Origin of the sequence: Sphingopyxis sp. (genome assembly GCF_016463645.1) — a bacterium.
In the GTDB taxonomy this organism is placed as follows: domain Bacteria; phylum Pseudomonadota; class Alphaproteobacteria; order Sphingomonadales; family Sphingomonadaceae; genus Sphingopyxis.
Window position 1 is genome coordinate 15,922 of sequence record NZ_JAEMQX010000023.1, and the last position, 15,096, is coordinate 31,017.

General features: G+C 65.1%; 11 protein-coding genes. 5 read left to right on the forward strand and 6 right to left on the reverse strand.

The genetic code is table 11. The features are described from left to right. The first annotated feature begins 66 nt into the window (after nucleotides 1–66). A complete protein-coding gene (locus JHC57_RS07405) occupies nucleotides 67–984 on the forward strand; it encodes a Gfo/Idh/MocA family oxidoreductase (RefSeq protein WP_294029368.1) in 918 nt (305 codons plus the stop codon). 16 nt (nucleotides 985–1,000) lie between these two features. After that, nucleotides 1,001–1,867 carry a sialate O-acetylesterase gene (locus JHC57_RS07410; RefSeq protein ID WP_294029369.1) on the forward strand — a complete coding sequence of 289 codons (867 nt, stop codon included), beginning with the start codon at nucleotides 1,001–1,003 and terminating at the stop codon, nucleotides 1,865–1,867. 71 nt (nucleotides 1,868–1,938) lie between these two features. Here the strand turns inward: JHC57_RS07410 and JHC57_RS07415 are convergent, their stop codons facing one another. The 4 genes from JHC57_RS07415 to JHC57_RS07430 all read right to left on the reverse strand — a co-directional run bounded on the left by JHC57_RS07415 (nucleotide 1,939) and on the right by JHC57_RS07430 (nucleotide 7,753). Then, a complete protein-coding gene (locus tag JHC57_RS07415) occupies nucleotides 1,939–3,846 on the reverse strand; it encodes a family 43 glycosylhydrolase (RefSeq protein WP_294029370.1) in 1,908 nt (635 codons plus the stop codon). Next, nucleotides 3,843–4,964 carry a hypothetical protein gene (locus JHC57_RS07420; protein ID WP_294029371.1) on the reverse strand — a complete coding sequence of 374 codons (1,122 nt, stop codon included), beginning with the start codon at nucleotides 4,962–4,964 and terminating at the stop codon, nucleotides 3,843–3,845. Before JHC57_RS07420 ends, JHC57_RS07415 begins: the two co-directional genes overlap by 4 nt. Before the next feature lie 22 nt (nucleotides 4,965–4,986). Next, nucleotides 4,987–6,564 carry an arylsulfatase gene (locus JHC57_RS07425; RefSeq protein ID WP_294029372.1) on the reverse strand — a complete coding sequence of 526 codons (1,578 nt, stop codon included), beginning with the start codon at nucleotides 6,562–6,564 and terminating at the stop codon, nucleotides 4,987–4,989. A 64-nt stretch (nucleotides 6,565–6,628) separates the two neighbouring features. Further along, nucleotides 6,629–7,753 carry a hypothetical protein gene (locus JHC57_RS07430; protein WP_294029373.1) on the reverse strand — a complete coding sequence of 375 codons (1,125 nt, stop codon included), beginning with the start codon at nucleotides 7,751–7,753 and terminating at the stop codon, nucleotides 6,629–6,631. A 97-nt stretch (nucleotides 7,754–7,850) separates the two neighbouring features. On the opposite strand from JHC57_RS07430, the gene JHC57_RS07435 reads away from it, so the two are divergent. Then, on the forward strand, nucleotides 7,851–9,308 hold the full coding sequence (locus tag JHC57_RS07435) for a sulfatase-like hydrolase/transferase (protein WP_294029374.1): 1,458 nt from the start codon (nucleotides 7,851–7,853) through the stop codon (nucleotides 9,306–9,308). Nucleotides 9,309–9,395: 87 nt separating this feature from the next. Next, complete coding sequence (locus JHC57_RS07440; protein WP_294029375.1) at nucleotides 9,396–12,134, forward strand: TonB-dependent receptor; 2,739 nt, start codon at nucleotides 9,396–9,398, stop codon at nucleotides 12,132–12,134. Nucleotides 12,135–12,222: 88 nt separating this feature from the next. Here JHC57_RS07440 and JHC57_RS07445 read toward each other — a convergent pair whose 3' ends face one another. Together JHC57_RS07445 and JHC57_RS07450 are read right to left on the reverse strand one after the other, a co-directional pair. Continuing rightward, the gene (locus JHC57_RS07445; RefSeq protein ID WP_294029376.1) at nucleotides 12,223–13,983 is read right to left on the reverse strand and encodes an arylsulfatase; all 1,761 of its coding nucleotides are present in this window, start codon (nucleotides 13,981–13,983) and stop codon (nucleotides 12,223–12,225) included. A gap of 77 nt (nucleotides 13,984–14,060) precedes the next feature. Then, nucleotides 14,061–14,297 (reverse strand): hypothetical protein, encoded by a 237-nt coding sequence (locus tag JHC57_RS07450; protein ID WP_294029377.1) that lies wholly within the window; start codon nucleotides 14,295–14,297, stop codon nucleotides 14,061–14,063. On the opposite strand from JHC57_RS07450, the gene JHC57_RS07455 reads away from it, so the two are divergent. Next, the gene (locus JHC57_RS07455; protein WP_294029378.1) at nucleotides 14,277–14,930 is read left to right on the forward strand and encodes a LuxR C-terminal-related transcriptional regulator; all 654 of its coding nucleotides are present in this window, start codon (nucleotides 14,277–14,279) and stop codon (nucleotides 14,928–14,930) included. The two genes, JHC57_RS07450 and JHC57_RS07455, sit on opposite strands and share 21 nt — an antisense overlap. Nucleotides 14,931–15,096: the final 166 nt, after the last annotated feature.

Consider the following 15,096-nt stretch of genomic DNA (forward strand, 5'->3'; position numbering starts at 1 on the left):
TGATAACCTGAACCGCGCCGGATAGGAAGCATATATATCAGACAAATAAAAATGGGATGAAGAATAATGATTCGCTTGGGATTGGTCGGCATCGGAAAAATCGCGCGGGACCAGCATCTTCCCGCCATTGAAGCCGACGACCGGTACGAACTCGTCGCGACCGCCAGCCGCCATGCACAGATCGACGGCGTGCCCGGGCATGCCGATATTGCAGCGATGATCGCGGGGAATCACGGACTCGATGCCGTTTCGATCTGTACCCCGCCGGTGGGTCGCCATGCGATCGCGGCGGCGGCAATCGATGCGGGGCTGCACGTCATGCTCGAAAAGCCGCCCGCCGCGACGACCACCGAAATCACCGCGCTGGCCGATCTGGCGCGGGAGCGCGGCGTCACCCTGTTCGCCACCTGGCATTCGCGCGAAGCCGCTGGCGTCGCGGACGCGCGCGCCTGGCTCAGCGACAAACATATCCGCACTGCGCATATCCGGTGGAAGGAAGATATCCGCCGCTGGCACCCGGGTCAGGAATGGATTCTCGAGGCTGGTGGTTTCGGCGTCTTCGACCCCGGCATCAATGCCTTGTCGATCATGACCGCGATCCTACCCGCGCCGCTGTTGCTCGACGCGGCGCGAATCGACATTCCCGAGGGGCGCAGCTCGCCGATCGCCGCGACGATGGCGATGCGAAGCGGCGACGCCGCGGTCACCGCCGACCTCGATTTCCTGCAGACCGGGCCGCAAAGCTGGGACATCGAGGTCGAAACCGACGCGGGCACCTTGCGTCTGTCGCTGGGCGGCAGCGTGCTCGAACTGCCGGGCGCCGAACCGATTACCCGCAAAGACGCTGAATATCCGCGCCTCTATGCGCGTTTCGCCGACCTTGTCCAAGCCGGCGAAAGCGACGTCGACATCCGCCCGCTCCAGCTTGTCGCCGATGCCTTCCTCGTCGCCGAGCGGCGCACGGTCGCGCCGTTCCGGTTCTGACCTCGGACGAGAGATCATGATGCGCATCGCAAGCAAAGCTTTGGCCTTCGTCCTCGCTGCGTCGGCCGGCATGTCGCTCGCCAACGCGGCGGATACGCAATCTGCTCCGACGGAGAAATACCGCAAGGACGAGATCGGCCGCATCGTCGAAGTCGCCGGGCGCGAGGCGACCGCCTGCCCCCGCCAGACCGGGCGCACCGCCGTCCTGCTGATCGCGGGACAGAGCAATTCGGCCAATCATGGCGCCGAGCAGTTTTCGAGCGCGCATCCGGGCAAAACCTTCAACTATTTCGCAGGCCACTGCTACCCTTCAGCCTCGCCGTTGCTCGGCGCAACCGGGATGCGCGGCGAAAGCTGGACCCCGCTCGCCGACCGGCTGATCGACGCGGGCCTGTTCGATCGCGTGATCATCGTGACGACCGGAATCGGCGGCACCAGGATCGCGCGCTGGCAGGAGGGCGGCGACCTCAACCGCATGATGCTTGGCGTCGTCGCCGACCTGCAGCGTCATTACCGTATCACCCATTTCCTCTGGCACCAGGGCGAACGTGATCTCAATCTCGGTACGACCGGCGCCGCCTATGCCGCGAGCTTCCGATCGCTCGCCGCGAGTCTTCGCGCAGCCAAGGTCGATGCGCCGATCTTCATCTCGGTGGGCAGCCGGTGCGGCCAGCCCGGCGACTGGAAGGACGAGGACGCCATCACGACCGCGCAGCGCGGTCTGGTCGATCCTGCGAAAGGCCTGTTCGCAGGTCCCGAGACGAACCTGCTCGTCCCCCCGGAAAATCGTTATGACCGCTGCCATTTCGCGGGCGTCGGCCAGCGCGCCTTCGCCGACGCATGGGTGCGCATCCTCACCGATCAGGCACGCCGCGCCCGCTGACCCAAAAAAGCCCGCCACCCCGGACGGGATGGCGGGCATGTGGGAGAGCAGAGAAAAGGGGCCTCGGCGACCTAGTCGCCCGCGGCGTCGATCCGCGGCACGCCGATCGATCCGGCGTCGCCGATGTCGATCGGGACCAATCCGAAGTGCATGCGCCACGGCGCGGTCGGGTCATTGCCGAACATCGTGTACCAGTAACGCCCCTCCTTATCGCGGAACGCGGTGCCGTGGCCGCCGTGCGGCGCCCCCATGCGGCGCTGCGTATAGGGGCCGAACAGGCTCTTGGAGGTGCCGTACATCATGTCATAGGTGCCGTGTGTGCGCAGCGGGCCGTGCCATTCGGCGCCGGTCAGGAAATAGACGCCGTTCGCCTTGATCAGCCCGTTGCCTTCATAGCCGACATGATCGCCATCGACGTCGACGAGCTGGCGCACCGGCCCCTCGAAACCGCTGCGCGCGGCGTTGAGCTTGGCGATGCTGCCGCCGCCCCACAGAAAATAGAGGCCGTCGTCGTCCTCGAACGGAAAGCCGTCGATTCCCTTGACGAAGAAGCTCTTGGTCACATTCTCGTAAGGCCCCTCGGCCTTGCCGGTCCTGGAACGATAGAGCCAGGTCTTGCCACCGACGCCCTTCTCCATCACCGAGAAGGCGAGATAATAGGTCTTGTCGCGCGCCGACCACATGATCTCGGGGGCCCAGAGCTCGGCGATATTCTTGCCGAAATCATAGCCCATCCCTTCCCACTTCCAGATGAAGCCGACCTCGTCCCATTGCTTGAGGTCGGAGGAGCGCCACAGCTTCACCCCGCCGTCGGGCTTGTGATAGCCATAGCCGTCGAGCGTCCCGACGAGATAATAAGTGCCGTCGCCACCGAGCGCGACCGACGGGTCGCGCATCGTCTCGCTGGTGACGAGCGCCTTGCGCGTGGCAACCGCGCTGTCCTCGGTGATCACCGACGCAGCCTGCCGCAACCGCCCGTCGGGCGCGCGTTCGAGCGGCACCAGCCCGACCTGCTCGCAGAACATCGCGAAGCCGTCGTCGCATTTGGGATTATAGACCGCCGCGATTTTGCCGTCGTCGGTACGGACAACCGAGCCGCGCCCCGCGTGCGGGACCGCGAGCGCGCGCATCGTGAACGGGCCGTAAGGCGTCGGCGCCTCGGCCATGAACAGATCCTCGGTCGCGGTGCGCATCCGCCCCGTCACTTCGCTCGCGGCGAGGATATAGCGGTCGCCGTCGCGGACCATCGTCGCGCCGCGCGTGCCAACGCGCGTACGCACCGGCCAGTCCTTGCCGACCGGCGGATGCTTGGCGAACAGCGCCTGATCGGGCTTCAGGAAGCGCGGCGCTTCGGCGAGCGTGGCGAAGCCCGGCGCCAGCTTCGCGATCATGCCGCCACCCCAGATCAGGTAGCCGGTTCCGTCACGGTCGACGAAAAGCGACACATCCGGCGCGTTCTCGACGAGGCAGGGCGAAGCCTTGAACGCGCCGCCGGGCTGCGCAGCCAGCCCCGTCGCGATGTGCGCGCAGCCCGTCTTGTCGGAGAAAGCGAGATCGAGCTTGTCGCCCGCAACCGTCACCGACGGCGCCAGATAGCGTTCGGACACGTCTCCGGGATCGATACCCTCGCCGGAAATCTTCGCCGGCCCCACGCGCGTCCATTTGATCGCGTCGGGCGAGGTCCACAGTTCGACGCCGTGGCGCGCGCCGCTGCGCAAGCTCGTACCGGTGAGGATCCAGCCGCCGTTCGGCAGCCGCGCAACCGACGCGTCGCCGATGGGCCGCTCGGAAAAGATCGGCGCCACGGGCTTCGCGTCGGATGCGGGCATAACCGTCGCATTCCTGTCCATCGACGGATGGTCGGCGAATATATCGTCGGCCACCGCGGTCTTCATCTTCTGCTGCGCGTCCGCTGACGGCGCCAGGGACAGCGCCGCCAGTGTCAGGCCGGTGATCCAGGTCTTCATCTGCACGGTCATTTACCCTTCTGGAGCGCCTTGAAGTCGTCGAATATCGTATAGTTGGGCGCCGCGCTGCCGTCCGCATTCTTGCGGACCGTCGCCGGCACGAACACGCTGTTGATCAGCCACGGCGTCTTGTCGGGACCGAAATTGTTCGACATCGAGCGCCCCTGCTTGAAACCATAGGTCGCAACCGCCAGCCGTCCGGTGTCGCGGAACATCTTCATCTGGTTCGCGACATAATGTTTGCGGCTTTCGAACCACGGGCTCATCCGCAGGAAGTCGTCCCACTGCTCCCTGGGGAAAGGCGTCTCGAGCGCCGCCTTGATGATCTGCCAGTTCTGCGCGGTGCGCGGCGCCTGATATTTGTCGGCGAAGGCGGGGTTCACCACGCCCTTCATATTCTGCTGCCACCACCAGACGAGCGAGAATTCGGTGACGATGAACGTCTGCTCGGGGCGCATCCGCGGCAGGATATAGTCGAGGAAGGGCTTCGACGCCTGGATCGCCGGGATATGCGGGTGGATGTTGACCCCGTCGAGTTCGGGCGTCGCCTTGACGAACGCCATCCAGCGCTCGGTCGATGCCGTCCGGTTCTTCTTGAGATCCATGCGGTTGAGCGCGCCCATATAGAGGCGCGTCTTGCAGGTCCCCGGGCACGCCTTGGCCCGATAGTCGATCACGCGCTTCGCCATCGCCTCGTAAAAGGCATTGAGGTCGAGGTCGCGGTCCTTCTCGCGGCTTTCGATATAGGGCTCGTTGCCGATAACGAGGATATCGACCTTGCCGATCACAAGCGGCAGCACCGCATCGACACGCGCGAGTTCGCGCTCGAACGCCGGCGTGCCCGCCTTCGGAAAATCGCCGCGATTATAGGGGAATTTCAGCGTCAGGATCGTCTTGTAACCGCGGCCATGCGCATCGAGGATCGCCTTGACCGCGCCATGTTCGGCGGCGCCGCGGTCGAGCTGCGGCATCGGCACGAACAGCCGGACCCAGCTTGCATCGGCCTTTTCGAGGTCGCGGTAATCGACGTCCTCATAATGCTCGTTGAAATTCGCGCCGAGCGCGCCCTGCGCCTGCGCAATGCCCGGCAGGCAGGCAATCGCCGCAACGGCGGCCAACAATCCCCGCATCCTCATCTTCTCCTGATCCTGATCACGGCCGGCTGCGGCCGTCCTTTTCGATTTTGTCGAGCCGCGCCGCGAGCCGGGCGGTGAGTTCGGGCATCTTCGCGGACAGATCGTCACGCTCGCCCGGGTCGCTAGCCAGATTGTAGAGCTGATGCCGCGGCAGCGTGCCGATCGCGTTGCCGTGAAACTCGTGCGGCTCCACGCTGCCGCGAATGAATTTCCAATCGCCGGCGCGCAGCGCGAGAATACGCGCACCGCTGCTCGCGACGGTCGATCCCGTCGTCACCATCAGCTTGGTGTCCTCGACCACATGCTCGCGCCCGCGTTCGCTGCGCCCCATCAGCGGCACCAGCATGTCGAAGCTGTCGACTGCGACGTCCTGCGGCAGCGCCTGCCCCACCAGCGCGGCGAGCGAGGCGAGCATGTCGACATGGTCGACCAATGCCTCCGACACATGGCCTTCGCGTACATGCCCCGGCCAGCGGACGATCATCGGCACGCGCGTGCCGCCCTCATAGATGCTGTACTTGCCGCTGCTATACGGCCCCGACGGCTTGTGATCGCCTGCGAGTTCGACCGCCTGGTCCGCATAACCGTCGAACAGGATCGGGCCATTGTCGCTGCTGAGGATGACGAGCGTGTCGTCGGCGATTCCGAGCTCGGCAAGCTTGTCCATCAGCGCGCCGACGGTCCAGTCGAACTGGACGATCGTATCGCCGCGCGGCCCCATGCCCGATGCCCCGACGAAGCGCGGATGCGGCGCGCGCGGGACGTGCGGCTCGTTCATCGCGAAATAGAGGAAGAAGGGATTGTCCCTGCGCGCACTTACGAAATCGATCGCCTTGCCGAGGAGCCGGTCGGTCAGCTCCTCGTCGGTCCAGCGCGCCGACTGGCCGCCGGTCATATAGCCGATGCGGCTGATGCCGTTGACGATCGTGTTCGAATGTTCGGGATCGCCCCTGAATTTCAGCCGCTCGGGATGTTCGGCTCCGGTCGGCTCGTCACCGACCTTTGCCTTGTAATCGACGCGGATCGGATCGGCGGGATCGAGGTTCACGACGCGCCGGTTCTCGATCAGCACCGTCGGCACGCGGTCGAGCGTTGCGGGCATGAAATAACCATAGTCGAAGCCGACATCGAGCGGGCCGGGCGCGATCTCGCCGTTCCAGTCGACCTTGCCGTCGCCGAGCCCCAGATGCCATTTGCCGACGACGCCGGTCGCATAGCCTGCCTGTTTCAGCATGTGCGGCAAAGTGAACTGGCCGGGGCGGATCAGCGCGGGCGCGTCGCCCGGCAATATCTGCGTTCCCGAGGCGCGCCAAGCATAATCGCCGGTCAGCAGCGCGTAACGCGATGGCGTGCAGGTCGCCGAGGGTGAATGCGCGTTGACGAAGCGCGTCCCGTGCGCCGCGAGCCGGTCGACATTGGGCGTCTTCAGCGCCTTTGCGCCATAGCAGGAGAGGTCGCCATAGCCGAGATCGTCGGCATAGATGACGATGATATTGGGCCTCGTGCGCGGCGCGGCCGCCAAGGCGATACGCGGCACCGCGGCCAGTCCCGCGCCAGCCAGCAGCAGCGCCCGACGCGACAATATGGACTTCAAGACCCTCTCCCGTTCGCTTGAGTAGGATATATCTGATTTATTTGAGGCGCGCAACGCGGCTGGGCTATTTCGCCTGCATTCGCCGGAAATCGTCGATCCAGGCATAGTTGAACGCCGCGGTGCCATCCGCATTCGGACGGATCGTGCGGCCCGCATAGACGCTGTTGAGCAGCCACGGCGTCTTCTTCGGGCCGAAATTGTTCGACATCGAACTGCCCTGCTTGAAACCGTATGTCGCGACCGCCAGCCGGCCGGTATCGCGGAATATCTTCATCTGGTTGGCAAGATAATGTTTCCGCCCCTCGAACCACGGACTCATCCGCAGGAAATCGTCCCACTGCTCCTTGGGGAAAGGCGTCTCGAGCGCCGCCTTGATGATCTGCCAGTTCTGCGCGGTGCGCGGCGCCCGATATTTGTCGGCAAAGGCGGGCGCGACCGGCTTTTCCAGATTCTGCTGCCACCAGCCGACGAGCGAGAATTCGGTGACGATGAAGGTCTGCTCGGGCCGCATCCGCGGCAGGATATAATCGAGAAACGCCTTCGACAGCTCGATCCGGGGCACATGCGGATGGATGTTGACGCCGTCGATCTCCGGCGTCGCCTTGACGAACGCGAGCCAGCGTTCTGTCGACGGCGTGATATTCTTCCTGAGGTCGAGCCGGTTGAGCGCGCCCATATAGAGTTTCGTCTTGCAGTCGCCGCCGCAATTGGCCTTGCGATAGGCGATGATGCGGCCCGCCATCGCTTCGTAAAAGGCGTTGAGGTCGAGATCGCGGTCCTGCTCGCGCGTTTCGAAATAGGGCTCGTTGCCGATCACCAAAATATCGACCTTGCCCATCACGAGGGGTAACACCGCGTCAAGCCGGGCCACCTCGCGCGCGAACTCCGCACTTCCCGCCTTCGGAAAGTCGCTGTGGTTTTGCGGCCATTTCAGCGTGAAGATCGTCCTGTATCCCCGCGCGCCGGCTTCCAGCGTCGTGCGGATCGCGCCATGCTCGGCCGCCCCGCGATCGACCTGCGGCATCGGCAGAAACAGACGTATCCATTCCGCCCCGGCGCGATCGAGTTCGCCATAATCGACATCCTCATAATGCTCGTTGAAATTCGCGCCGAGCACGCCCTGCGCCGAAACACTGCCCGGCTGTAGCGCCAGCGCAGCCCCGGCCGCGAGAATCCAGCTCTTCGACATATCGCTCCTCCCCATATCAAGCCGCAATCTTGACTCATCTTAATTATACGATAATACAGATATAACGATGACGTAAGACTGGGCAAGGGAGGAAGGGATGAAATCGTCACGGCGCACGCGTCGATGGGCGATCGGGGCGGCAGGAGCCGCCCTTTTCGCGATGCTCGGCGCCGGCATTACCTCCGCCCCCGGTTTCGCCCAGACCCGCCCGCCGGTGAAATCGGACCGGCAAGCTCCGGCGAAACGGCCGAACATCCTGTTCATCCTGATCGACGACATGGGCTATGCCGATCTGTCGCTGACCGGCAACAAGCTCGTCGCGACCCCGAACATCGACGCGCTCGCCCGCGACGGCATGGTGATGACGCAATTCTATGACGCGGCGCCGATCTGCTCGCCATCGCGCGCCGGTTTCATGACCGGCCGCTTCCCGGCTCGCGACCGCTTCGGCACCTACATTCACGACCGCAAGCGCAACCGCGAGTTCGGCCAGGCCGACTGGCTCGACCCCGCGCTGCCGGTCCTGCCGCGCCTGATGCGGCAGGCGGGCTATACCACCGGTCATTTCGGCAAATGGCACCTCGGCGGCGGGCGCGACATCGGCGACGCGCCGCTTCCCTCGGCCTATGGCTTCGACGAAAGCTATACCCAGTGGGAAGGCCTCGGGCCGCGCGTCTTGCCGACCGATCTCACCAACCGGCTCGGGCAGCAAAGCGCCGAGCTTGGTCAGGGACCGGTCGAATGGCTCCCCCGCGCGGAGATCACCGGCCGCTTCGTCGACAAGACGCTCGATTTCGTCGGGCGCAGTAAGGACCGCCCATGGTTCGCGCAGCTCTGGCTCACCGACATGCACACGCCGTGGGTTCCCAGCGCCGGGCAGCTCGCCGCAACAAAAGGCAAGGGCGCCACACCGCGCGAGGACGAGTTCCTCGCGGTCCTCGTCGCGATGGACGCCGAGATCGGCCGGCTCGTCGACGGCCTGCGACGGGCGGGCGAACTCGACGACACGCTGATCGTCTTCACCTCGGACAATGGCCCCACCATCGGCGCCAACACACCGGGTTCGGCGGCGCCCTATCGCGGCCGGAAGGCGAGCTTGTACGAGGGCGGCATGCGCCAGCCGCTGATCGTCCGCTGGCCCGGCCATATAGCAGGCGGCGGACGCGACGCGCGGAGTGTCGCGCAGGCGGTTGACCTGCTTCCGACGCTCGCCGCGATCTCCGGCGCGACCAAGCCGGCGGGGATCGACGGCATCGACATTTCCGCTGCCTGGCGCGGACGGCCCATCACCGCGCGTCCCGATATCTACAGTCATATCGCCCGGCCCGGCGGCGAAGCCTTCGGTCCGCTCTATTCGATCCGCTCGGGTCCCTGGAAACTATTGATGAATGCCGACGGCAGCGGAGCCGAACTCTACAATATCGAAGAGGATCCGCAGGAACAGCGTGATCGCAAGGCCGAGGCTCCCGCGATCACGACAAGGCTGTCGGCGCAGCTCTCGAAATGGATCGCCGGCCTGCCGCCGCCAGCCTTGCCGCGACGCCGCGCGATGTAGTGCGCGGCCAAGGTGCCGGCCGAGGCTTCCTGCTTTATTTTATCATATTAATTCCATAAGTGACCGACAACCAAGGGGGAGAGTTAAATGCGAAACCGAATAATCCTGGCGTGCACGACGTCGGCTCTGGGGCTTCTGGCCATGCCGTCGGCTGCGCTGGCGCAGGATCAGGACGCGCAGATTACGGTCGATTCGGCGCCGGACGATCCGACGGCCGACGACGCGATCGTCGTCACCGCGATCCAGCGCAGCCTCGAAACGTCGCAGGCGATCAAGGAGGATTCGGACCAGATCGTCGATTCGATCGTCGCAGAGGACATCGGCAAGCTGCCCGACGTGACCGCGACCGAATCGCTCGCCCGCATCACCGGCGTCCAGGTCGACTATGCCAATGGCACCGCCGCCGGCACCCGCGTGCGCGGCCTGCCGAACATCACGACGACCTATAACGGACGCGAACTCTTCACCGGTCAGGGCCGCGCCGTCGCACTGCAGGATTTCCCGTCGAGCAGCATCGCACGCCTCGACGTCTACAAGTCGGGGAGCGCCAATCTCCTCGAACCCGGCGTCGCCGGCCTGATCGACGTGCGCGCCCGCAAGCCGCTCGACTTCAAGGGCGACCGCATCGCCGGCGGCATCAGCGGCGTGCACTGGAAGCAGTCGCAAAAGCTCGGCGTCGACGCGAACCTTTTGCTCAGCAAGCGCTGGGAGACGGGCATCGGCGACATCGGCTTCCTGATCGAGGGATCCTACACCGACCTCAAATTCCTCGATTCCGCGCGCAACGTCGCGCAGGCGATTCTCAGCCGCGACGTCGCCGGCCTTGGAACCATCCGCTATCCGTCGTTCGTCAACATCAACTATAACACGGCCGACCGCTACCGCCCGTCGGTGGCGACCGCGCTGCAATGGCGCCCGAGCAACGAGCTCGAATTCTACGCCGACTTCCTGTTCCAAGGCTATCGCAGCGACGGCTATGGCAGCAACCTCCAGATCAACTCGGGCGTCCAGGCCAATCTGACCGATATCGAGCTGTTTCCCGGCACCAACAAGGTCAAGAGCATGACCGCGACCGCCGGCGGCATCCCGACGGGCAACCAGAATATCGTCACCGGCAAGACCGACACCTATCAGGCCGGCACCGGTTTCATCTGGAAGCGCGACGGTCTGAAGATCACCGGCGACGTGGCCTTCACCGATTCGACCTTCACGCGGCGGACGACGCAGTTCAACTATTCGCTCGTCGTACCGCAGCCGACGCGCACCTTCGATTTCGAAACCGACGTCGGCGCGGGCGGCGGCTCCGTCGTTGTCGACAATTTCCCCGTCAACGATCCCGCCCGCTACCGCATGGTGGGGCTCGGCGAAAATGGCGAGCGCAATCATGGCCGCGACTGGCAGGGTCGGCTCGACCTCGACTACCGGATGGGTCCGACGGGCATCACCAACATCCAGGCCGGTGTCCGTTTCAACAGCCGTGACTTCGATTTCGCCAATTATTCGGAAAGCGGCACCGCGGCGGCGGGACGCTTTTATTCGCTGCTGCCGCTCGAATACAGCACCGTCGCGCCCGGTTTCCGCGGCGACAAGGTGCCGGTCACGCGCGTCTTCCTGACGCCGACAGCCGACAGCATCATGGAAAATCTCGACTTCCTGCGCTCGATCAGCGGCGGGCGCACCGAGGTTCCGCCACTCGAGCAAGTCTATTTCGGGAATGAAAAGGGATATGCCGGCTATGTCCAGGGCCGTTACGCCTTCGACCTCGGCAGCATGACCGTCGACGGCCTGGTCGGTCTGCGCGCCGTGCGCACCGAAACCGATATCAACGGGTTCGACCGTGTGACCGAGGGCGGCGAGACGATCCTCCGGCCGGTATCGCGCAGCAAATCCTATAATGATTTCCTGCCCAACGTCAGCGCGCGTCTGCGTCTGACGCCCAAGCTGCAGCTTCGCCTCGCCTTCACCGAAACGCGGACGCGTCCGGGCTTTGGCGACCTCAACCCGTCGCTCACGATCGGCGCGCCGGCGACGATCTGCACGCCCAGCCCGGACAATCCGGAGGCGGGGCCGAACAATCCCAATTGCGTCCGCACCTCGAACGGCGGCAATGCCGACCTCGACCCGATCAAGTCGCAAAACTATGACGCGTCGCTCGAATGGTATTTCTCGCGCGGCGGCTCGCTGACGCTCGGTGTGTTCCACCGCGACGTGACCGGCTTCATCTCCGACTTCACGACCGATGTCGAAGACGCCGAATTCGGCCGGCTGCGCGTGACGCGGCCGTTCAACGGTGGTGAAGGGCGACTGCGCGGCATCGAGGCGGCTTTCCGTACCTTCCTTCGCTTCCCGCAACTGCCCGAATGGCTGCAGAATTTCGGCGTGCTCGCAAATTACACATATATCGACCACGGGACCGAATTGCCCGAGGCACTGGCCGCAACCCTTCCGGGCAAGCAACGGATCGCAGGCGTGTCGAACCATATCGCCAACGCGTCGGTCTTCTACGAGAACCGGTCTTTCTCGGCCCGCCTCTCGTACAACTATCGCTCGGACTTTGTGGTCGAATATAACCGCGTGAACGATCCGACGCTCGGCGCGGCGGTGCTGGGCCCGACGCTGCCGGTGGTCGAGGACGGCCGTGGCAGCCTCGATTTCAACGCCACGCTCGATCCGACCGAGAATGTCACCATCTCGTTCAGCGCCACCAATTTGCTGGGCGCAGCGGCGACGAACCACCGGCAATATGACGCCGACGGCAACACCTATCCGTGGCAGACTCGTTTCCTCGAGACGATCTACCGCGTGGGCGTCCGCTTCCGCTTCTGATCCCCTACTCCTCGGGATCCATCGGCCCGCAATCGCCACCGGCGATTGCGGGCCTTCTTTTCCGGATGCACGGCGCGGGCTCACCGCTTCATTCTTCGCCAGCCGCTTGCGCCGCCCGCTTGCGCTTGCCTTTCGCGCGCTTGCCCTTGCCCGGCCCCGGCGCGGCGCCGCCTTCGAGGCGCCCCTTCACCACCCCGCCGTCGACCTTCTTCGTCCAGGGATCGACGAAGCTGCTCGCCGCCCAATCCTCCCATTGCTTCGCCATGCGCGCAGCGATGTCGGGGTGCTTTGCCGCTAGGTCGCGCGTTTCGGTGCGATCGGCGTTCATGTCATAGAGCCGCCAGGGCGCGCCGAGCTGCGCGACGAGCTTCCACCGGCCGTCGCGAACCGCCTTGTTGCCCTCATGCTCCCAAAAGATCGGGACGTTGCGGGCCAGCGGTTCGCCCTCGAACGCACCGGCAAAGCTGCGGCCGGACATGGGGCGAATGTCGTGTCCATCGAAGCGCGCGGGATATTTTGCCCCCGCCAGCTCCGCCAGCGTCGGCATGACGTCGACGAGATGACCGGGCTCGCGCACCAGCGTGCCCCGAACCTTCGCGTCGATACCCGCGGGCCACGATGCGATCATCGGCGTCGCGATCCCGCCTTCTTCGGCATAATGCTTGAAAAAGCTGAACGGGGTGTTCTGGAGCGTCGCCCAGTTGAGCCCGACCCAGACATTCGAATCCTTGCCGCCCCACGGCGCCGCACCGGTCCGCCCGTCGGGGCCGCTTTCGGCATTGCCGCCGTTGTCCGACATGAACAGGATCAGCGTATTGTCGAACTCGCCGCGTGCCTTGAGGTCGGCGACCAGCGTCCCGATCGCCTTGTCCATGCGCGAGATGGCGGCGGCATAAACCGCCATGATCTCGTCGAACCGCTGTTTGTCGGCGGCCGACATGCTGTTCCAGTCATAAGCCTCGGGAAGCACGTCGGGCAGCGTTGCGTCCGCCGCGACAAGTCCCATCTTTTTCTGGCGTTCGAAACGGTCGCGGCGCAGCTGTTCCCAGCCGACCATATATTTGCCCTTGAACTTCGCGATGTCTTCGGCGGGTGCCATCACCGGAAAATGAACCGCGGTCAGGGGCAGGTAGAGGAAGAAAGGTTTGCCGGCCGCCTTTGCCTCGTCGACGAAGCGCACGGTCCAGTCGACCAGCATGTCCGATGCGTACCATTCGCCTTTTCCGACTTCGGGCGAATCGGTCGGCACCTGCCTGCCGTCGATCGTCACCGATGCCCGTCCCGGGCCGGGCTGCCCGGGAAAATAGGTTCCGCCCTTCTGGAACATCGACCGGTCGAATCCGACCGCCTTTGGCGGCGTGCCATGCTGCGCGCCGACATGCCATTTGCCCGCCATGCCGGTGAAATAGCCGGCGGGTTTCAGCACCTCGGCGATGGTGACCGCGCGATCGGCGATCCGCCCCTGAAACCCTCCGAGGCCCGGACGGACGACATTGTCGAGCCCGCCGACGCCCGCTTCGTGCGGATAAAGACCCGTCAGCAGCGAGGCGCGCGACGGGCTGCACCGCGCGCTGTTATAGAATTGCGTGAAACGGACGCCGCTCGCGGCAAGCGCGTCGAGATTGGGCGTCGGGATTTCGCTGCCATAGGGGCCGATGTCCGAAAACCCCATATCGTCGACCAGGATGACGATCACATTGGGGCGCTTGGCCGCCTGGGCTTTCGTCGATGCAGCCGCATGGACGGGTGCCTGTACCGTTGCCGCGATCGCATTGGGTCCGGCAAGCAGCGCCAGCGCACTCACGCCGGTGATCGTACCGAGAACGCCGCTTTTTACGAACTTCATCATTTTCGCGCATATCCTCATCCAGGCCCGAAGGCGTAAATCCGCCTATTAATCTTATAAAAATATGTCGCAGAATTATGTTATGCCGCGAGCCAACGCCGATTGCCGGTCTTGCTCGTCGGCACGAGCTGTTGCGGCAGGCGGCCGGCACCGTCGATAGGGCAACCCGCCGGACGCACGGGCTGACCCGGATCGGGGTCGGACCGCTGCCATGGCGCGGATGATCGCTCCGGATCGGCGCCGAAACCGGGCGGATCGCGCTGGGCTTCGGCGCCAGCCCGCGGCAGCCTTGGCGGGTGACCGAAACGGGGGGCCATATCCATCTGATCCTGCCGGACCCGACCGAGCGCGCGGCCTGTTTTCGCACGCTGGCAGCGGGAACCGAACGGATCGTTCGCAGCTTTGCGAACGCCGACGCGTGGATCGAGGCGGCCGGCGACGAAACATGCGCGATCCTGCTTTTCCGCTGGGAACAACCGGGCCGGACCGACGGCGCGGCGTTGCTCGAACGGATCGCGGGGCGCGCCGGCATCATCGCCTTCGTCGCGGCCGAGCGGCTGAGTATCGCCGAATCGCGCACGATCCTGCGCGGCGGCGCACAGGACCTGCTCCCCGCGCCGCTCGATCCGCGGCTCGTCCGCCGCACGATCGACGCGGCGCTCGCCGACTGGCACGCACGGAGGCGCGCGCTCGACCGGCATCGCGAGGCCGAAACCCGGCTCGCAGCGCTGACCCCGCGCGAGCGCGATATCCTCGAGGCCATCGCGGCGGGGCTCGGCAACAAGGCCATCGCGCGTCAGCTCGCGCTCAGCCCCCGCACCGTCGAGGTTCACCGCGCCAACATCATGCGCCGCGCGGGCGCGGGCAATGTCGCCGAGCTGCTGCGGCTGCAGTTCACCGCCGAATATGCACGCGGGGTGGCGGCCGATCCGGTCCGTTTCGGTGCATGATCGCGAAGGGAACCCGGCCGGACGCGATGCGTAGCGCCTATAAGGAAATGGAACGGCGTACCGCCCCTGAGTTGGTCCCCACGGGCGCCGCCGTTCATGAGCACAAGGTCAACCCCACCTGACCGCGTGCGAACGACAGGGCCGGCAGGGATGTTCCTTCCTGCCG